At 57.6% G+C, this 18151-nt stretch carries 18 protein-coding genes and 1 pseudogene; 9 read left to right on the forward strand and 10 right to left on the reverse strand.

Going from position 1 to position 18151, the window contains the following annotated elements:
- Nucleotides 1-145: 145 nt before the first annotated feature.
- The gene (locus tag GSD1FS_RS03210; RefSeq protein ID WP_155588340.1) at nt 146-685 is read right to left on the reverse strand and encodes a TetR/AcrR family transcriptional regulator; all 540 of its coding nucleotides are present in this window, start codon (nt 683-685) and stop codon (nt 146-148) included.
- A gap of 193 nt (nt 686-878) precedes the next feature.
- Here GSD1FS_RS03210 and GSD1FS_RS03215 point away from each other — a divergent pair, with 193 nt between their 5' ends.
- The 3 genes from GSD1FS_RS03215 (at nt 879) to GSD1FS_RS03225 (ending at nt 3158) form a co-directional block, all read left to right on the forward strand.
- Nucleotides 879-1997 carry a lipocalin-like domain-containing protein gene (locus GSD1FS_RS03215; protein ID WP_155588341.1) on the forward strand — a complete coding sequence of 373 codons (1119 nt, stop codon included), beginning with the start codon at nt 879-881 and terminating at the stop codon, nt 1995-1997.
- 48 nt (nt 1998-2045) lie between these two features.
- Complete coding sequence (locus GSD1FS_RS03220; protein ID WP_155588342.1) at nt 2046-2717, forward strand: SOS response-associated peptidase family protein; 672 nt, start codon at nt 2046-2048, stop codon at nt 2715-2717.
- A 126-nt stretch (nt 2718-2843) separates the two neighbouring features.
- Nucleotides 2844-3158 carry a DMT family transporter gene (locus tag GSD1FS_RS03225; RefSeq protein WP_155588343.1) on the forward strand — a complete coding sequence of 105 codons (315 nt, stop codon included), beginning with the start codon at nt 2844-2846 and terminating at the stop codon, nt 3156-3158.
- Between the two features lie 172 nt (nt 3159-3330).
- On the opposite strand, the gene GSD1FS_RS03230 is transcribed toward GSD1FS_RS03225, so the two are convergent.
- From GSD1FS_RS03230 to GSD1FS_RS03250, 5 genes are all read right to left on the reverse strand, one after another.
- A complete protein-coding gene (locus GSD1FS_RS03230) occupies nt 3331-4509 on the reverse strand; it encodes a Fic family protein (RefSeq protein ID WP_343030181.1) in 1179 nt (392 codons plus the stop codon).
- Nucleotides 4510-4809: 300 nt separating this feature from the next.
- On the reverse strand, nt 4810-5295 hold the full coding sequence (locus tag GSD1FS_RS03235) for a methylated-DNA--[protein]-cysteine S-methyltransferase (protein ID WP_155588344.1): 486 nt from the start codon (nt 5293-5295) through the stop codon (nt 4810-4812).
- 247 nt (nt 5296-5542) lie between these two features.
- Nucleotides 5543-6250 (reverse strand): carboxymuconolactone decarboxylase family protein, encoded by a 708-nt coding sequence (locus GSD1FS_RS03240; protein ID WP_155588345.1) that lies wholly within the window; start codon nt 6248-6250, stop codon nt 5543-5545.
- Nucleotides 6251-6565: 315 nt separating this feature from the next.
- Nucleotides 6566-7006: a cupin domain-containing protein gene (locus tag GSD1FS_RS03245; RefSeq protein ID WP_155588346.1), complete on the reverse strand. Its 441-nt coding sequence runs from the start codon at nt 7004-7006 to the stop codon at nt 6566-6568.
- A 142-nt stretch (nt 7007-7148) separates the two neighbouring features.
- Nucleotides 7149-8132: an alpha/beta hydrolase gene (locus tag GSD1FS_RS03250; protein ID WP_196425015.1), complete on the reverse strand. Its 984-nt coding sequence runs from the start codon at nt 8130-8132 to the stop codon at nt 7149-7151.
- A gap of 131 nt (nt 8133-8263) precedes the next feature.
- Here GSD1FS_RS03250 and GSD1FS_RS03255 point away from each other — a divergent pair, with 131 nt between their 5' ends.
- On the forward strand, nt 8264-9133 hold the full coding sequence (locus GSD1FS_RS03255) for a LysR family transcriptional regulator (RefSeq protein ID WP_155588348.1): 870 nt from the start codon (nt 8264-8266) through the stop codon (nt 9131-9133).
- Between the two features lie 158 nt (nt 9134-9291).
- Here the strand turns inward: GSD1FS_RS03255 and GSD1FS_RS03260 are convergent, their stop codons facing one another.
- The 3 genes from GSD1FS_RS03260 to GSD1FS_RS03270 all read right to left on the reverse strand — a co-directional run bounded on the left by GSD1FS_RS03260 (nt 9292) and on the right by GSD1FS_RS03270 (nt 11584).
- Nucleotides 9292-9765: a flavodoxin gene (locus GSD1FS_RS03260; protein ID WP_155588349.1), complete on the reverse strand. Its 474-nt coding sequence runs from the start codon at nt 9763-9765 to the stop codon at nt 9292-9294.
- Nucleotides 9766-9874: 109 nt separating this feature from the next.
- The gene (locus GSD1FS_RS03265; RefSeq protein WP_155588350.1) at nt 9875-10726 is read right to left on the reverse strand and encodes an aldo/keto reductase; all 852 of its coding nucleotides are present in this window, start codon (nt 10724-10726) and stop codon (nt 9875-9877) included.
- A 69-nt stretch (nt 10727-10795) separates the two neighbouring features.
- On the reverse strand, nt 10796-11584 hold the full coding sequence (locus GSD1FS_RS03270) for an SDR family oxidoreductase (RefSeq protein WP_155588351.1): 789 nt from the start codon (nt 11582-11584) through the stop codon (nt 10796-10798).
- A 198-nt stretch (nt 11585-11782) separates the two neighbouring features.
- Here GSD1FS_RS03270 and GSD1FS_RS03275 point away from each other — a divergent pair, with 198 nt between their 5' ends.
- On the forward strand, nt 11783-12676 hold the full coding sequence (locus GSD1FS_RS03275; RefSeq protein ID WP_155588352.1) for a LysR family transcriptional regulator: 894 nt from the start codon (nt 11783-11785) through the stop codon (nt 12674-12676).
- A gap of 197 nt (nt 12677-12873) precedes the next feature.
- On the opposite strand, the gene GSD1FS_RS10265 is transcribed toward GSD1FS_RS03275, so the two are convergent.
- A complete protein-coding gene (locus tag GSD1FS_RS10265) occupies nt 12874-14151 on the reverse strand; it encodes a polysaccharide deacetylase family protein (RefSeq protein WP_343030182.1) in 1278 nt (425 codons plus the stop codon).
- Nucleotides 14152-14300: 149 nt separating this feature from the next.
- On the opposite strand from GSD1FS_RS10265, the gene fbaA reads away from it, so the two are divergent.
- The 4 genes and pseudogenes from fbaA (at nt 14301) to GSD1FS_RS03300 (ending at nt 18081) form a co-directional block, all read left to right on the forward strand.
- On the forward strand, nt 14301-15365 hold the full coding sequence (gene fbaA / locus GSD1FS_RS03285) for a class II fructose-bisphosphate aldolase (RefSeq protein ID WP_155588353.1): 1065 nt from the start codon (nt 14301-14303) through the stop codon (nt 15363-15365).
- Nucleotides 15366-15422: 57 nt separating this feature from the next.
- Nucleotides 15423-16709: an adenylosuccinate synthase gene (locus tag GSD1FS_RS03290; protein ID WP_155588354.1), complete on the forward strand. Its 1287-nt coding sequence runs from the start codon at nt 15423-15425 to the stop codon at nt 16707-16709.
- Between the two features lie 387 nt (nt 16710-17096).
- A pseudogene (locus GSD1FS_RS10385) lies at nt 17097-17456 on the forward strand (CrcB family protein); the annotation flags it as partial.
- A 250-nt stretch (nt 17457-17706) separates the two neighbouring features.
- A complete protein-coding gene (locus GSD1FS_RS03300) occupies nt 17707-18081 on the forward strand; it encodes a fluoride efflux transporter FluC (protein ID WP_155588473.1) in 375 nt (124 codons plus the stop codon).
- Nucleotides 18082-18151: the final 70 nt, after the last annotated feature.

Below are 18151 nucleotides of genomic sequence, written 5' to 3' on the forward strand. Positions count from 1 at the left end.
ATATGACATGGCTGTATTCGTCAATTAATTGACGAATACGTATGTAGTGTGCGTATAAATATTGCAGATAGTTATTCTCCGGCAGGCTGCGCGCGCGAGCTGAGTCCGCGCGTCATGCCGCGCAGCAGGTCGGTGAGGCGCGCGATCACTTCGTTTTGGAGTATGTGCCGCGGTTCGCGAACCACCAGCGCGCGATCTGATTCATCGCGCCGACGAACATTTCGGCGAGCAGTTCGGCGTCTTCGCGGTCGAACGTGCCTTCCGCGAGCAATCGTGCGCGAATGCTCTCCTGCAACTGCTCTCCGGCGCTGTGCATCATGCCGACGAGCAGACCGTTCGAGTCGATCGCGCGAATCAGCGACTCGTTGTCTTCGAGGAACGAGAATCCCTCGCGCACGAGATTCACGCAATATTCCACGGTGTCGGCGGGCTCGCTGTGCTGCGTGTGCTCGGCTCGCTCGGCATATTCCGCGCGCATGGTCTGCATCATGAACTGCGCGAATTCATATTTATCTTGAAAATGCTTGTAAAACGTGGCCGTGCGGATCATCGCGCGATTGCACAGTTCGGTGACGGTTATTTTGTCGAACGGCTGCGTTGTGATGAGCTCGCGGAACGCGCGGAACAGCGCCGCGTAGGTTTTGCGCACGCGCAGGTCACGCGCGCCTTGTGCAGTGTGTGGCATGGCGTCTCCGTTTCTGTGCTGTGCAAGTTTTGCGTATTCGTTGACAATGCGGAATCATCCGTCAATTAAGTGTTGTTTCTATGATTATTGATCCTTGCACAGTTTGTTTCCTTGACTTAGTGTCTTAGCAAGAAAATAAACGAATGTCAATTAACAGACATACATCTATTAAATTGGTGTGCGGGAGGAACTCATGACGAAGTCTTGGTTGCTGAATTCAGATGCCGACTACAAGCGCTTGGGATTGACGCGCGGAGTTGTGCAGCCGTGGGAAGACGGGCAGCGCGACAACTACCGTAAGAACGCGTTCGAGTGGTGGTATTTCGACGCGATTCTCGATGACGGCACGAAGATCGCGGCCTGCTACTGCACGAAAACGCAGCCGTTCACGTTCGTGAAGGGCGCGCATCCGTCGGTGTCCGTGCACATCACCGACGCCGACGGCAAGGAATACCGTGCGAATCACCGCAAGTTCAAGAAAGACGAGATCAGCTTCTCCAAAGAGGGTTGCGATGTGAAGCTCGGGCCGCACGTGTTCAAAGGCGATCTACAGGATTACCACATCAAAGCAGAGCCGGTTGACGGACTGGGCTTCGACGTGACGCTGACCAAACAGGGCTCATCGTGGAGGCCGGGCACCGGCTACATCGGATTCGGCGAGAATGCCGACGGCAGACCGGAGAAGTATTTCACCTGGACGTGCATGGTGCCACGCGGCCGAGTCGAAGGCACGGTGACCATCAACGGCAAGACCCACCACATCACTGGCACAGGCTACCACGATCATCAGTGGGGCGACACGATTCAGTTCCAGTTCCTTAACAATTGGCTGTGGAGTCGCCAGCAGACGAAGGATTACGGCCTGGTGGTGTTCGACTTCATCATGAACGCGAAATACGATCACGCACGCATCCCGCTGGTGTTCCTGCAGAACAACGCCGGCGACATCCTGTTCCAGTCGATCGAAGGTGTGCAATGTGAGGTGCTCGACGAGATCGACCAGCCGGTTGTCGGCTGCCCGTTCCCGAAGACCACGCGCTACGTGTTCCACGATGATAAAGGCCAGACGCTCGAATACACGTTGAAGGTGAAGCAGATTCTCGACGACCGCAACATTTACAAGGGCGTGCCGTTCTTCATGAGGTCAATGTTCGCCGGATCGCACCCCAAGTACGGGCGCTACGTGGCGGACGGGCAGTTCACGTTGAGGCGTGCGGACGGCAGCACGATCAGCGACGGCGGCGACCTGATCTACGAGTTCGCCTACGTGCAAGACAGCTACCGCGAACTCATGGATACTTCCACGAAGTAATACTTCGTAGTACTTCACCGCGGTGATTGGCTGCGCTAATCTGGCGGTATGTGCGCGCATTACTTGGGACTGACCATCGCCGAAATCAACCAGCTGGTAGACATGCTGACTGAGCAAGCGGAGGGCGGCGAAGATACCGGAGTTGCCGGTGTTCCCGCCCACTCCGGTGACGCTGCGAATCTCGCATTTGCCGGAGTGGGCGTGGAAGCATACCCGAAATCCGTGGTGCCGATCATTGCGCCGACATTTGACACCGCAGTGGGTGTGCCCGAGCTCCGGCCGGGCACACTGCAGACGGTGGAATCCCAATGGGGGTTCGAGCAGGAGTGGACGCCGCAGCCGGTGTTCAATACGCGCATCGAAAGCGCCGACAAACCGATGTGGCGTGCGCCGATGGAGCATGAGCGTTGTGTGATCGCCTGCCGCTGGTTCTACGAATCACACCGTAGTGAAACGGTGACAAGCGAGCGTACAGGGCGGCAGGTCAAGCGGCAGTATGTGTTCCGCGTTCCCGGCGAGCCGGTCATGCTCATCGGTGGCGTGCGCCGCGGCAACCAGTTCTCAATGATCACCACCGAAGCGAACGCCAGCATGGAGCCGATTCACCCGCGCATGCCGCTCATCATGCGGCAAGGTGAGCTTGACCTGTGGCTGAGTCCGGATTACCGCGCGCTCGCCGACCGCTCTGAGATCGCGCTCGAATCGCGGCCTGTGCGCTGAGTGTGCTAGATTCGTGAGCGAGCGGCGAATGGCGCCGTCTCCCTGACGACGGTCAAGTACCAGGAACTCGCAAAGACTTGCCAATAAATAACCAGTAATTCCAATGTTCTGTAGTGGAGGCAAGTCATGGCATGGGTAGTGCTCGTTCTGTCGGGAATCTGCGAATCGGTGTGGGCAATCGCGCTCGACAAATCACAGGGATTCACCAAAATAGTGCCAGTTATTGTGTTCGTGCTCGGACTTGTGGCAAGCATGGGCGGGCTCTCGTATGCGATGCGTTCGATCAGCATCGGCACCGCATACACGGTGTGGGTGGGCATCGGCGCTGCGATCACTGTGATCTACGGCATGCTGGCCGGCGAGGAATCCGTCTCAATACTTAAAATCGTCTGCTTAGTCGGCATGGTAGCCTGCATAGCCGGCCTCAAGCTCGCCCACTAAATCTGCGGATCAATTGGTGGATTAACTGGTGGCAAAGTATCACTGCGTGATTGTCAGTGATACTTTGCCTGTGCAAGAGCGATTGCTGGGGCTTCTCTTTAGTTGCGTTTTTGCTGCAAGGCTAGTGGCGCGTCGACAACGATGGGGGAGCCTTGCGGTGCCATGGTCGCATTCAGCACATCTGGCGCAACGTATTCATGCCCATGTTTTCAATCAGCTGCAGTGATTCAAGGCGTTTCAATGCATTGCGCAGTGCAGTCGGGCTCTTATGGATATAGCGCTGAAGTTGTTCCACAGTGAGGAACGGATGGCCAATGAAGAGCATGCCCGTCTCCATAACCGTGTTGCCATAGGCGTGGTCGGTGATGAGTTTGCGGTACTGTTCACGAACGAACAGCAGACGGCTGGTTCGCATTAGCGCATCTTCGCTGGATTCCTCTACACCTTGGCAGAACATGAGCACCCATGTATCCCAATCGCCGCGTGTGGATACACCGAACAGGGCATCCTGATACTCGCTGCGCTGCTGCTCGAACCATGATGACACAGAGAGCAGTGGTTGGTGGAGCAATCCGCGGCTCATCATCTGCAACAGGATCAGCAGGCGCCCGATTCTACCGTTGCCGTCCGTGAACGGATGCAGCGTCTCGAACTGGTAATGGAACATGGCCATGTCAAGCATGGCGAGCCCTGGCTCGGTTCGCGAGTTCCACCAATCAATGAGATGCTGCACTGCAATGTTGAGATCATGCCCTGGAGGCATTGGCACAAATCGAGCATCTTCAATCTTGCGCGTTGGCGAACCGATGAACACCTGCGAATTGCGGATCTCACCTGCTTGTGGGTTGTCTGAAACAGTATTGTGCACAAGAAGCTGCTGCAATTCGCGGATGAGCGAGATGGTGATTGGTCTACCGTCTCGGATGCTTCTGATGCCGCAATCCGCGGCATCTATGTAGTTGAGAATCTCGCGCATGGATTCATTCAACCCTGATGTGTTAGTGCCAGGTTCATAATCCTGTGCAAGCACGGTTTCCAATCGTTCGTATGTGCCTTCCAACGCGCTGGTGCTCTGTGCTTCACGTCGCATTATCGGACGTCGTATGAGATCTGGGTTCGGAAGTCGTTCTCCCAATTCGCTGAGGCGCGCCACAGCCATTGAAGCGCGATTCACCGCTCCCATAGTGCGCATGGTGAGTGCGGGGTAGTCGGATAGGCGATTAGGAATGAATGATGGCGTTTCATACGAAATCAATCCATAACGGCTCTGATACTCGCCGGATAGTGTTCGCAACGTTCCGGGTGCTGTATTAGTGAAAATATCGCTTCTCATGACCACCTTTCCTCTCATCGCCTTTTGATACCTATTCCAGTATAACTAAAATGTTGAAGATTTTAGTTTTCGAATACTAACATTTGCCAAATGTTAGTGTTTTGATTCGATTTGTGACGCAGAGCTGTGATTTTGGGTGGCGTAAAAGCTGATTTGGTCGCCAAATTAGTAATTGAGATGCCAGAATCGGTGGGCCCAGGCGGGGGAGGCCAAAACGCAGTATGGGGTGGTTGCCTCACATTGACGAGTGATGCAACCACCCCATACTGTTGAAACAGAGTTTGACTGGTGCCTTGTGCGCGCAGCGAGAGTGGCTTATCAGGCGGTTTGCTGTGAAACACGTAGTTCCATGCGCAGCAGTTCGCGTTTCATATCAGTGCCGTAGGCATAGCCGACGAGTCGGCCGCCAACGCCGACGACGCGGTGGCATGGAATGATGAACGTGATCGGGTTGTGGTTGTTCGCCGAACCTACCGCGCGCACGGCTTTCGGGTTGCCGACTGCCTCGGCGATTTGCCCATATGTGCGTGTCTCGCCGTATGGGATCGACAGCAGTTGCTGCCATACGGCGCGTTGGAACCGTGTACCGTTCACAATCGAAATCGGTACGGTGAACTGCGTCAGCAGTCCTTCGAAATACTCGTGCAACTGGCGGAACGTCTCGTCGGTGAGATCGTTCGGCTCGCCATCGCCGAGCTCCTCGTGCTTCTCTGTTGTGATGAGCTGCAAGCCGGTGATTGCGTCGTCTTGCCAGTCCATGCGCGCTGGACCATATTGCGTCTCGTATACCGCAAATCCTTCCATAAGTACCTCCTTGTTGCTCGAATCTGCAATAGTGAGCTTGATTATAGAAAGGTTCTTCGTGCGTTGCCATAGAAAACGCCGAGCGAGTCCGTGTCGCTTGCGCGCCTATTTTGCTGGCGGGGATATAAAACCTCGAAACATCCAAGTATCTGCACCTAAAAATCGTTGAAAATAGCGGTTTTCAAATTGCGACTACTTGGCATCAACGAGGTTTTATATCCCCACCAGCAAAATAGGAGATTTTTCCTTAGTTCTCGGCGTTGGCGATGGCGGTCATCGCGTTGAGTGAGCGCGGATAGCCGATGTACGGCAGGCACTGGGCGACCACTTTGCGCAGGAAGTCCGCGCTGTTGCCGATGTTCATGTTGCCGCGGGCGTGTGCGGTCAGCTGCGGCTCGCAACCACCCTGCGCGCTCAGGTAGCAGAATGTGATCATCTCGCGCTGCTGGTTCGTCAAGCCGGTGCGCGTGTAGTAGTCACCGAAGCAGTTGTCGGCAAGCCAGCGGTTGATCGTGCCCTTCTTCCAGCTCTCACGCATCTGTTCGCCAAAGAACTCGGCCTGCAAAGCGGCGCCGCGCTCCAAGCGATCTTCCATTGTGGTCGTGGTCTGGTCCGGCAACGGCAGCTCCACACCGCGCTCCGTGAGCACCGTGTTCACAACGGTGAGGAACGGACGAACGCGGCCGATGCCGAGGTAATCAGTCGCCTGATACACGACTTCCTTCACCTGAACAGGGGTCACGCCAGCGTCAAGCGCACGCTCGAGTTCCACGTGAAACTCGTCGACGCCCTGGCAGCCGAGCAGTGTGGCGAGAATTGCGAGATAGCGCGTCTCGTCGTCAAGCTTCGTGTCGCTGTCCTGAGCGACCTCAACATTTTTGAAGTGCAGCATGCGCTCCATGTAGGCAGGGTCGGTGCGCTCCAGATCTTCGTTGGTGGTAAATGTATCGGTCATAGTTCCTTCTTAGTGTGTGCTTAGTGTGTGACGTCTATTGCGATGTGCCGGTTGATGTCTGCTTTTGCTGTTTTGAGCGTAAGTTTTGATGTTTTTACAGCTTTTACATGCATTTTCTGAGTCAGAACGGCAAATCTATCTGCTAAAACAGCGAAAATAAATAATTTCGCTGTTTTGACGCATAGATTTGCCGTTCTTGCCAAGCAGTTTGCCGTTTTAGCTGTTCGTGTGACTCTTGCCGCCGCGCAGCACGGTGCGGTATTGCGCGGCGAGGTACTACACAACGCGGTATTACGTAGCGCGGTGTGCGCGAACTTACTTGAGCTTCTTGTAGTCGGCTTCGTCAACCGGCTCAAGCCATTCGTTGCTCGTGTTCTCGCCCGGCACGGCGATGGCGATGTGCGAGAACCAGCTGCCCGGAGCGGCACCATGCCAGTGCTTCGTGTTCGCCGGAATGTTCACCACAGTGCCCGGAGTCATCTCAATAGGCTCCTGACCCTCAATCTGCGCATAGCCGCGGCCGCCAACGCAAATCAGAATCTGGCCGCCGCCCTTCGTAGCGTTGTGCTTGTGCCAGTGATTGATGCAGCCTGGTTCGAACGTCACGTTCGCAATGTTCACCTGCTCACTGCTCAGCGGCGCGAGCCAGCTGCGGCCGGTGAAATACTGCGCATATGCATCGTTCGGCTCGCCGACTGGGAAGATCAGCGTCTTCGCGTAATCCTCTGGCACACCTTGTGGAACTTCGTTGGTCATGGTAATTCCTTTCGTGAAACATGCGGTTCGCATATCTCTATGTGTGGTTTTACCGCGCAAGTTATTGCTATGTATATAAATTGTCTGAAGTTTTTCTGTGGACTGACCTTTGCGAGCAATATTTATTGCTCGCAAAGCAAGTTCAGTGCAGGTTCTTCGTGAAGAATTCGTCGATGGCGTTGAACGGAATCACGTCGAGGCGGTCATACAAATCGGTGTGATTCGCGCCCGGAATGATCATGAGTTTCTTGTTCGACGGGTTCACGCCGTGCTCAAGCTGCTCGTAGGCCGCCTTGCTGAAATACAGCGAGTGCGCTTTCTCGCCATGAATCAGCAGCACCGGATTCTCGATCTCGCCGATGTAGCTATCCAGTGGCATGTTGATGAACGAGAGCGCGGACGTCGCGTTCCAGCCGTCGTTCGAGTTGAGCGAGCGCGCGTGGTAGCCGCGCGAAGTCTTGTAGTACTCGTGGTAATCCTTGACGAACTGCGGGGCGTCGGCGGGAACCGGATCCACGACTCCACCGGCGCGCGCATAGTCTCCGTTCGCATAGTCGGCGGTGCGCTGCGCGGCGAGTTTTGCACGCAACGCGTTGCGCTTCTCCGCGGAATCGTCCGCATCGAAGTACCCGTTCGCGGTGACGCGGCTCATGTTGTATATGGTCGAGGCGACGGTCGCTTTGATGCGCGGGTCGTTCGCCGCCGCGTTGAGCGCCATGCCGCCCCACCCGCAGATGCCGATGATGCCGATCGCCTCAGGATTCACGTCACTGCGGTTCGCCAGATAGTCCACGGCGGCGGAGAAGTCCTCGGTGTTGATGTCCGGCGACGCAACGTAGCGCGGGGAGCCGCCAGATTCGCCGGTGAACGACGGGTCGAACGCGATCGTCAGGAATCCGCGTTCGGCGAGCTGCTGCGCGTAGAGTCCGCTCGACTGCTCTTTGACCGCGCCGAATGGACCGCAGATTGCGATGGCCTGCAGTTTGCCGGTTGCACGCTTCGGCTTGTAGACGTCGGCGGCGAGCTCGATGCCGTAGCGGTTGTGGAACGAGACTTTCGAGTGGTCCACCTTGTCGCTCTGCGGGAACACTTTGTCCCAGACCGGAGTCATTTCAAGCTTTGCCATTGTTTTCCTTTGCTTACCTTGCTGTGTTTCGCTGTGTGATTCCCAGTATGTGCGCACGAGCGTTATAACGCAAATAGTCATTCGTTATAATGATTATTCAGTAGAAGAATAATATTGGAAAGGTGACGCGAATGGAGATTCGAGCACTGCGCGCGTTTCTGGAAGTTTCTCGGGAGGAGAACATGACGCGCGCCGCCGCCGAGCTGCACATGTCTCAACCGTCGCTGTCGAAGCTCATCAAATCACTGGAACGCGAGCTCGGCGCGAAACTGTTTGTGCGGCGCAGCTTCGGGCTGACGCTCACCGAAGATGGGCAGCTATTGCGCGAACGCGCACGTGACTTGGTGGGCATGGCCGACCGCATCGAAGACGAATTCGCCTCGCTCGGCAACGTGACCGGCGGCACACTGTATTTCGGACTCGCGGAGTCGTTCCAAATCAAATATTTGGCTCAGCAGATCAAATTATTGCGACGCGACTGCCCGGACCTGCATTATCACGTGGAAAGTGGCGTGTCCTCCCAAGTGCTGGAGCATCTCGATCAGGGGACGTTGGATTTCGCGGTTCTGGCGCAACAGCCGGATCTGACGAAATACGAGGCTTTGGCGTTCCCGGACGTGGACAGGTGGGGCGTGATCGTGCCCCAAGGCCACCGCTTGGCTTCACGCGAGCGCATTCGCATCGATGATCTGGTCGGTGAACCGCTGTTCTGCTCCGAACAGGGCTGGAAGCGAGAAGTCGCGCGCTGGGCTGGGTCGCGTTTGCCGGATCTGCGTCTTGAAGCGACATTCGGTTTGGCTTACAACGCCGCCGTGTTTGCCCGCGAGGGCCTTGGCGTGCTGCTCTCCTTCGACAGAATCGTTGACACAAGCGAAGGCTCTGGCTTGGTGTTCCGCCCGCTTGAGCCGGCTTTGGAGACGAAGCTGCATCTGGCGTGGCGGCGCAATCGCCCGCTCAGCCCGATCGCCGAGCGCTTCCTCAAGCAGCTCCGATCCGCGTAGTGCCCCCATCTGCTGAAAACGCGAAAATCTGTGGCGGATCAACCCCTGCAGCCCGTTACTGTCACATATATATCAGCTATATCAGCGACAGTAACGGGTAATTTCGGGAGTGGCTCGACTCAAATGACATATATATACGAGTCAGTAGAAGTGGGGAGTCAGGCGACGGATTCCGCCCACGCGCGCATGTCTGCTTCGGTGGCGTTCGGCTGCACGCGGCGGCCGTCGATCCACGTGGCACTTGGCGCGGAATCGTGCAGTTGCACACCATTCGCGCCGCGCACGCTCGATGACGACGTGGCGAACGTGATCAGCTTCTTGCCGGTGAAATCGTGCGATTCCAGCCATGTGCGCACAGCGCGCGGCGCGGTCTCCCACCACAGCGGGTAGCCGAGGAAGATTTCGTCGTACCCGTCGATGCTCGGATTATTTGCCAGTGCCGGGCGCATCGAGCGGTCGCGGTGCTCGGCGGAGACGCGGCTGTTCGGGTCGGTCCAGTCGAGTGCGGCGGCGTCATACGGCTCCGCAGGAGTGATCTGCGCAATATCCGCGCCGATTGCGCGCGCGAGCGTTTCCGCCGCGCGGCCGGTGTTGCCTGTCGCTGTGAAATATACAACGAGTCGCTTAGTCATATCTTATTTTTCTCCAAAATATTTATTATTACTATATAATTACTGCAATTACTGCGAACGGAGTCAATGTTCGCAGTAATTGCAGTGTTCAGATAATTAGCTCGAATAATCAGTCGCGCGGCACGTTGAACTGCGAGAGCATCTTCACCGTGTCTGGCGAGTTGTGGTCGATGAACAGGCTCGACGCGGTGTCGAGCGAGGCGATCGTCTTCATCTCGTCGTCGGTGAGCGTGAAGTCGAAGATGTCGAAGTTCTGCGCCATGCGCTCCTTGTGCGTGGACTTCGCGAGTGCGACGATGCCGCGCTGGATGAGCCAGCGCAGAATCACCTGCGCGACGGACTTGCCGTGCGCCTCGCCGATCTTCGCGAGCACCGGGTTGGTGAACATGTTGTCGCGGCCCTCGCCGAACGGAGCCCAAGCTTCCTGCACGATGCCGCGCTCGGCGAGCCAATTGTGCACGTCGATCTGCTGGTTGAGCGGGTTCGTTTCGATCTGGTTGACCATCGGCGCGATGGTGTTGAACGCGGTGATGTTCTCGACCTGCACCGGCGAGAAGTTGCTGACACCGATCGCGCGCACCTTGCCGTCCTTGTAGAGTTCCTCGAGCGCACGCCATGCGCCGAACACGTCACCGAACGGCTGGTGCAGCAGCATCAGATCGATGTGGTCGGTGCCGAGGCGACGCAGTGAGCCGTTGACCGAGGAAATCGTGTCTTCGTACGCGAAGTTGCTCATCCACACCTTCGACGTGATGAACAGGTCATCGCGGTCGATGCCGGACTCGCGCACGCCTTCACCCACCTGCTCTTCGTCGAAATACGCCTGCGCGGTGTCGATGTGGCGGTAGCCGATTTCGATGGCCTCGCGCACTGCCTTGGCGGTGTCTTCCGGCGGAATCTGGTAGACGCCGAAACCGAGCATAGGAATCTTGTTGCCGTTGGAAAGAGTTGCGAACTCCATAATATTCTCCTTAGTGTGAGATTGTAATTTTATTTGAGAATACGAATTATTTATATATTTAATTAGTATTTACTTACGCATGTCTTCGACGTGCTGCAGCTCTTCGAGGAAGCGCTTCGGCTGACACTTCTGCGGGAAGTTGTCGCGATCCTCAACGCCGTCGACGCTGCCCAGCGGGTCGGATTTCAGCGCGGCGAACATCGCGTCGAGCTCGGCGTCGGTCTGCGCCTGGCCGGGCACATCCACGAGCTCGAGCGTCTTGCGATTCGCCGAGTCGTAGCCGAGTGCGGTGACGAGCGTCTGCGCGATCTGCTCGCGTGACACCGAGCCGTCCTGCGGGCCTTGCGGATCCTTGCGGTCGCCCTGCTCAAACTTCAAGTGGTGCTCGTTCGCGCCCTCCATGTCGAACCAGCCCGGACGCACGATCGTGTATTCGTTGCCGCTGGCGCGCACCAGGCGTTCGCTGCGGCGCTTCCAATCATGCGCCTGCGTGGAGCGGTTGTAGTCGTTGTTCATGTTGGTCACGCCGATCGATGTCATAAGCGAGATGCGAACCGGGCGGCCATCAAGTGCTTCCAGTGCGTTGCGCACCGCGCCGTAGTCCACGGTTTCGGTGGCGGTCGGGCCACCGTTCGAGCCTTGCGTGAACACGATGCCGTCGATGCCGTCGAGCGCCTCTCGCATCGAATCCACCGAAGTCAGGTCGCCTTCGAACACCTCGACGTCTGGGGCGAAGTGCGCGCGGCTCTTGTCGCGGACCAGTGCGCGCACCTTGTAGCCTTGCGCGCGCCCTTCTTCAACCGCGTAGCGTCCGATGCTTCCGGTGGCTCCGACGAACAGCACATGCGTTGGTTTCATTGCGTTCCTCGATTCGTAAGTATGCTCAATATGCGTTGTCTCAGTTGCGCGCCGACGCCTGTTTGGTGATCGACGCGCAACCTGTGTTCGTTTGTTGGCTCTTACCCTAGAAGCATCATTTTGTTATTACAAATGTCATTTTTCACTATGATGATATGCAAATAATGCATGTAGTAAATTTGAGAGAGTGGAAAACTCATGAATATCAACGTGTTGCGCCACTTCATCGCCGTCGTGCAGGAGCAGGGAATCTCAGCGGCGGCGGATGTGCTGCAGATGAGCCAACCCGCACTATCTCGCCAAATTCGCGAGTTGGAAGAAGATTTGGGTGTCACGCTGTTCGCTCGTGGCAATCGTGGGCGAGCCATCGAGCTCACGCCGGAAGGCGTTACGTTCTATCGCCGTGCGAGGGAAATCGTTGAGCTCGCAGATCGCGCGCGTGCCGAAGTGCACAGGCGCGCGCCGCTCGAGGGCGTGGTGCATATCGCCGCCGCGCAGAGCAATGTGATGACGCTCGTCGGGCGCGCCGCAACGCGCACGCGCATCGCCCACCCGAACATCACGTTCGCGCTGCACGACGACCACACGCCGAACAACGTGGAACGTCTGAACAATGGTCTCGCGGATTTCGCAGTGCTGGTTCAGCCCACTGATTTGAGCCGTTTCGATTACGCGGCGCTGCCTGGCGGCGACCATTTGGGCATTCTGATGCGCGAAGACGACCCGCTCGCGCAGTCCGCCGCAATTACGCAGAAAGTACTGCCGACGCTGCCGCTGATCGTTGCGCGTGGCTCGATTGAGCGTCGCGATCTCTCCGGCTGGCTCATCGGCGGCTCGCGCCAAGACATCAACATCATCGGCACAATGAATCTGCTCTATAACGCGGCGTGTTTCGTGCGCGAGGGCTACGGCTACGCGCTCACTCCCGAAGGGCTCGTAGACGAAGAGCCGGGCAGTGGACTCACATTCCGCCCGCTCGACCCGCCGCTTCAGCTGCACCTGTGTGTCGCCTGGCGCAACGACCGTGACCTCTCCGCTCCCGCGCGAGCTTTTCTGCATGAGATGCGTGCGGTTATCGCCGCCGCCGAATAATCAGCAACCAGCAGTCAAAGAACCAGTACTCAAAGAACCTTCCCCCCGGAGAACCATCCCCACCGGAGAATTATTTTCCCCGGAGAATTATTCTCTAATTCAGAGGGCTAATATTGAGAAAATTATTCCCCACGGAGAATTATTCTCTCACCGAGGTGCCGCTTACTTAGAGAATAATTCTCCAGAGGGAATTATTCTCAGTTGGGCTGCGCGGCAGCCGGCAAGCCCGCCATATCACACAGCTCGTCGACCGTGACGAACGAATAGCCCGCTTTCTTCAAATCCTTGATGATGTCGGGCAGCGCCTTGACTGTTTCGCTACGGTCGCCGCCACCGGAGTGCATCAGCGCGATCGCGCCATTGTGCGCATTGCCGACCACCTGCTTGCGAATCTCCTTGACACCCGGCTGCGCCCAATCGGTCGTATCGATGTCCCATAGCACATTCTTGTCGATCAGATCTGCTGCTTCTTTCCACTGCTCGACACCGAACGCGCCATATGGCGCGCGGAATGTGCGCGTCTCAGTTCCGCTCGCTTTCTTGATATCCGCGAAGCTGGTCGTGATCTCCTCGCGCATCGCATCGCGCGACATCTTCGGCAGATATGGATGCGACACACTGTGCGACGCGAGCTGGTGCCCCTCTTTGACGATGCGCGCGTCGGCGTCCGGCATCTCGAGCGACTGCTCACCGAGCTCGAAGAACGTCGCCTTCACGCTATTTTTCTTCAGAATATCGAGAATTTTTCCTGTATATTGACTTGGCCCGTCGTCAAAGGTCAGCGCAATCACTTTCTTGCCGTCCGGTCGCGGTGAATATGATTTCACGACCAGCGCCTTCGCCTTCTTCAGCATGGTTTTCTTTGCGGTTTCGCCGCTTTTCTTGCCATGCCAGACTTCCTGCACGCCGTCTTCGCCCTGCTGCGTGACGATCTGAATCGGACCATTGTTGAGATTGATGTCGGTGGGGAACGGCACGCTCGCCTTCTCTACCGTGTGCTCTTCAATGCGGTCGGTGCCGGGCGTGACCGTCATCGTCGCGTCGCGATCGAGTCGCGTGTCTGCCCACTGTTCATGCGGCACAGCGCTGCCATCTATATTCACAGTGGCTGGATTTCCGCCGGTTTTCTCAAGTACCTTATTATTCACTGAAAGCAGTCTGCCCGGCGCGCGGTCGAACGTGTTGTGCGCGCGCAGAAAGTCCGCGACCGTGGTGCCGGCGCGCGCGGAATAATTCGCTCCGTCAACCGAAATTGTCAGCGTGCGCCAGTGGTACTGCCACATCCACCACAGTCCGCCGCCCACAGCGAGCACTGCGAGAGTAATAAGTATTGTAAGAAAAGTAAATAATACTGTTTTGCGTCGTTTGTTTTTGGGAATAGTGACGTTATCTCCGAAGGAGAGTTCTTCGATCTCATCGTTGAGTTCTTCGTCTGCTTCGGAATCAGTTTGCGACGTTGGCTCGTTGCTGCTCACGCTGCCTCCCTGCGTTCCTCTCTGAATTCAAGGGTAGCGCATGTGCGGCGTGCGCGTGCCAGCTCGTCGCGCACTGCACACGCACCACACAAATACGCGTTCGCGAAAAGTCGGCGCGCGGGTAGCGGGCGCGCGTGATAATAGGAATCATGACTATTGCAACACCGGAACGCTATGCACAAATGCTTGATGCCGCTCGTGCGGGCGGCTTCGCCTACCCAGCCATCAATGTGACGAGCACGCAGACGCTCAACGCCGCATTGCAGGGGTTTGCAGATGCCGAGTCAGACGGCATCATTCAGGTTTCCGTCGGCGGCTCCGCATATTTCTCGGGGCAGCGCGTGAACGATCGCGTCACCGGCTCGCTCGCGTTCGCTGCGTTCGCGCACGAGGTTGCGAAAAAGTACCCGCATATCACCGTCGCGCTGCACACCGACCACTGCGCGGAACAGTATCTGGACAGCTGGGTGCGCCCACTGCTCGCCATCGAAGCGGACGAGGTGAAGCATGGCCGCGAGCCGATGTTCCAGTCGCATATGTGGGACGGTTCCACAGTTCCGCTGGCTAAGAATATTGAGATTGCGCGCGAACTGCTCGAGAAATCCGTGGCCGCGCACACCGTGCTCGAGATTGAGATCGGCGCGGTCGGCGGTGAGGAAGATGGGCACAGCGCGGAGATCAACGAAAAGTTATATTCCACCGTCGCCGATGGCATCGCCGTAGCGAACGCGCTCGGCTTGGGGGAGCGCGGCAAATACATGGCTGCGTTCACGTTCGGCAACGTGCACGGCGCATATAAGCCGGGCGTGGTGAAGCTGCGTCCGGATCTGCTGCGCGAGATTCAGCAGGGCGTGTGGGACGGCGTGCAAGACGGCACCGTTCACGCGGTGCTCGACGCGAACGCTCCCGAAGGCAAGCCGTTCGAGCTGGTGTTCCACGGCGGTTCCGGCTCGACTCCGCAAGAGATCGCCGAAGCCGTGTCGCACGGCGTCGTGAAGATGAATATTGACACTGACACGCAGTACGCGTTCACGCGCGCGGTGGCAGGGCACATGTTCCGCCACTACGACGAAGTGCTCAAAGTGGACGGCGAAGTGGGCAATAAGAAGATGTATGACCCCCGCTCGTGGGGACGCGAGGCCGAGGATTCGATGGCCGCCCGCGTGGTGGAGGCTTGCGAGGAGCTGGGTTCTGCGGGTCGCGCACTCAACTAGCGCTAGAGGGCGTGCTAACCTGACTTCGGCACAACTAGACCGAAGCGGAGGTTCGCAATGCCAGGAATCGTGTTGATCGGTGCGCAATGGGGCGATGAAGGTAAGGGCAAGGCTACCGACCTGATTGGCACCAAAGTCGACTATGTTGCTCGCTTCAATGGCGGCAACAACGCGGGGCACACCGTGGTCGTTGGCGATGAATCCTACGCACTGCACCTGCTGCCGTCTGGCATCATCAGCCCGAATGCCACGCCGGTCATCGGCAATGGCGTTGTGGTTGACCCCGAAGTGCTGCTGGAAGAGATCGATGGATTGGAGAGCCGCGGCATCGACTGCTCCCGCCTGCTGGTGAGCGAATCCGCGCATGTGATCGCTCCGTACCACCGCATGATCGACAAAGTGACCGAGCGCTTTGCCGGCAAGAAGAAGATCGGCACGACCGGCCGTGGCATCGGCCCTGCATATGCCGACAAGATTAACCGCGTGGGCATTCGCATCTCCGACCTGTTCCACGAAGATGTGCTGCGCGACAAGGTGAGCAATGCACTGCATCAGAAGAACCAGATGCTCGTCAAGCTCTACAACCGTCGCGCGTTCGACGTGGAGGCCACCGTGCAGGAGATGCTCGCCGTCGGTGAGCGCCTGAAGCCATATGTCGCCAATACCTCGCTGATTCTGAACAATGCGCTCGACGATGGCAAAACCGTGCTGTTCGAAGGTGGTCAGGCGACGATGCTCGACATCGACCATGGCACCTACCCGTTCGTCACGTCGTCGAACCCAACGGCAGGCGGCGCGTGCACTGGCACCGGTGTTGGCCCGACGAAAATCAACCGCGTGATCGGCGTTTCGAAGGCATATGTGACCCGCGTGGGCGAAGGCCCGTTCCCAACCGAACTGTTCGACGAATCCGGCGAATGGCTGCGCGCGCAAGGCCACGAATATGGCGTGACCACTGGCCGCCCGCGTCGTTGCGGCTGGTTCGATGCCGTGGTGAATCGTTACGCCACCCAGGTCAATGGCTTGACCGACATCGTGCTGACGAAGCTCGACGTGCTGACCGGCCTGAAAGAGATTCCGATTTGCGTGGCTTACGACGTGAACGGTGTGCGCTACGACGACATGCCGACCGACCAGACCGCATTCGCGGCAGCCAAGCCGATTTACGAGATGATGCCGGGCTGGACCGAAGACATCTCGCAAGTGCATGCCTTCGAAGACCTGCCGCAGACCTGCCAGGACTACGTGAAGAAGCTCGAAGAGCTGTCGGGATGCCGCATTTCGGCCATCGGCACTGGCCCGCAGCGCGACCACATCATCGAGGTGCATTCGCTTCTAGACTAAAAGTCGGCTACACTATTTCGTGCTTTGCATAACGGCATGATCATACCGACATAGGATGCAGGGCGAGCCATAACAAGCGATAGGCGACGAATAGGCGTGGCATTTTTGAGGCGGTGACAGATGGCGGCGAAACCCGAAGACGATTCCGATTCCACCGATGAATCGGTGAAGGCGCACGTTGCCATACCTGATGAAGCACCGCAGACGCCTCAAGCAGTGCAAAGGCCAGAGGCGCAAGAGCCGGTAGACCCAGCGATTCAAGACTTCCGCAAGGAACTCATGCAACCGCATCCCACCGGCGCTGCCGCGGCGCGCAGGCCGCCGAGCATTCCTCTCGCACCGAGCAAGCGTGTGCAGGCGAAATTCAACCCGTTGGCGGACGGCCTCATGTATCTGGTCGTGTTCGTCGGTGGCATGTTCGGCACCGCCATGCGCTACCTGCTTTGGCTTGCCTGGCCATCTGCCGCATCGAACCATGGTCTGCTGATGGCCTTCCACCCGTCCACGTTGGTGGCGAATCTTCTGGCGTGCTTCATGTTCGCCGTGCTCGTCAGCTACATGTCTCAAGCGGTATGGGTGAAGAAGCGCACGCGCCAGTTGACCAACGGTGGTTTTGGCATGGGCTTGTGTGGTGGTTTTTCAACGCTTTCGGCGATGATGGTTGAAGACATCACGTCGATGCACTCCCACGCATACCTCGGCTTCTTCCTCTACACGCTGTGCACGTTCGTGCTCGCGTTCGGTTTCGCGTGGTTCGGCACGTGGCTCGGCTTGCGTCTTGCCCGCAAGCGCACCGGCGCACACGTTCGCGAGCAGATGGAAACGATTCGCAAACCCGCCATCGGCGTGCGCGTGCCGGTGAATGCAAATGCCGCGCAATCGACCGTCATGCCTGCCGCTGACGACTCCAACCCAATCACCGACGAACTGCCGATCATCAGCGCCGAGGAGCACTTGGACGCGCAGGAAGGCACGCACATGATGGGAGGGAAAACTGATGGGCACATTCCTTCTCGTATGCGTGTGCGGCGGTTTGGGTGCGGTCGCGCGCTTCATGCTCAACACGTCGATTCAGCGCTGGTGGCATCGCTCATACCCGCTGTCGACGTTCATCATCAACATCATCGCCGCAGTCTGCGCTGGCGTTGCCGCCGCCGCGTATTACTACCAGACGGTGAATTATTCAACGTACTTGATCTTCGTCGCCGGCTTCCTTGGCGGTTTCTCCACGTTCTCGACCGCGATCAACGAAATGGTGTCGCTGACGCGTGGGCGCAAATTCGCGATTGCCGTCACCTATTTTCTGACGACGCTGGTGTTGCCGTTCGCCGCTGTTGTGCTCGGCTGGTGGATCGGCGCTCTCGGGCATTAGGCAGCGTAAGGCATTAGGCAACACAAACACCATACGCAACATACGTTGGCATGCGCGTGCCGGTGGCATA

Origin of the sequence: Bifidobacterium canis, from assembly GCF_009727065.1 — a bacterium.
GTDB lineage: Bacteria > Actinomycetota > Actinomycetes > Actinomycetales > Bifidobacteriaceae > Bifidobacterium > Bifidobacterium canis.

Excerpts from the sequence above, each read along its gene's own strand:
- GSD1FS_RS03210 (WP_155588340.1), bottom strand. The coding sequence starts at position 685 with ATGCCACACACTGCACAAGGCGCGCGTGACCTGCGCGTGCGCAAAACC.
- GSD1FS_RS03215 (WP_155588341.1), top strand. The coding sequence starts at position 879 with ATGACGAAGTCTTGGTTGCTGAATTCAGATGCCGACTACAAGCGCTTG.
- GSD1FS_RS03220 (WP_155588342.1), top strand. The coding sequence starts at position 2,046 with ATGTGCGCGCATTACTTGGGACTGACCATCGCCGAAATCAACCAGCTG.
- GSD1FS_RS03225 (WP_155588343.1), top strand. The coding sequence starts at position 2,844 with ATGGCATGGGTAGTGCTCGTTCTGTCGGGAATCTGCGAATCGGTGTGG.
- GSD1FS_RS03230 (WP_343030181.1), bottom strand. The coding sequence starts at position 4,509 with ATGAGAGGAAAGGTGGTCATGAGAAGCGATATTTTCACTAATACAGCA.
- GSD1FS_RS03235 (WP_155588344.1), bottom strand. The coding sequence starts at position 5,295 with ATGGAAGGATTTGCGGTATACGAGACGCAATATGGTCCAGCGCGCATG.
- GSD1FS_RS03240 (WP_155588345.1), bottom strand. The coding sequence starts at position 6,250 with ATGACCGATACATTTACCACCAACGAAGATCTGGAGCGCACCGACCCT.
- GSD1FS_RS03245 (WP_155588346.1), bottom strand. The coding sequence starts at position 7,006 with ATGACCAACGAAGTTCCACAAGGTGTGCCAGAGGATTACGCGAAGACG.
- GSD1FS_RS03250 (WP_196425015.1), bottom strand. The coding sequence starts at position 8,132 with ATGGCAAAGCTTGAAATGACTCCGGTCTGGGACAAAGTGTTCCCGCAG.
- GSD1FS_RS03255 (WP_155588348.1), top strand. The coding sequence starts at position 8,264 with ATGGAGATTCGAGCACTGCGCGCGTTTCTGGAAGTTTCTCGGGAGGAG.
- GSD1FS_RS03260 (WP_155588349.1), bottom strand. The coding sequence starts at position 9,765 with ATGACTAAGCGACTCGTTGTATATTTCACAGCGACAGGCAACACCGGC.
- GSD1FS_RS03265 (WP_155588350.1), bottom strand. The coding sequence starts at position 10,726 with ATGGAGTTCGCAACTCTTTCCAACGGCAACAAGATTCCTATGCTCGGT.
- GSD1FS_RS03270 (WP_155588351.1), bottom strand. The coding sequence starts at position 11,584 with ATGAAACCAACGCATGTGCTGTTCGTCGGAGCCACCGGAAGCATCGGA.
- GSD1FS_RS03275 (WP_155588352.1), top strand. The coding sequence starts at position 11,783 with ATGAATATCAACGTGTTGCGCCACTTCATCGCCGTCGTGCAGGAGCAG.
- fbaA (WP_155588353.1), top strand. The coding sequence starts at position 14,301 with ATGACTATTGCAACACCGGAACGCTATGCACAAATGCTTGATGCCGCT.
- GSD1FS_RS03290 (WP_155588354.1), top strand. The coding sequence starts at position 15,423 with ATGCCAGGAATCGTGTTGATCGGTGCGCAATGGGGCGATGAAGGTAAG.
- GSD1FS_RS03300 (WP_155588473.1), top strand. The coding sequence starts at position 17,707 with ATGGGCACATTCCTTCTCGTATGCGTGTGCGGCGGTTTGGGTGCGGTC.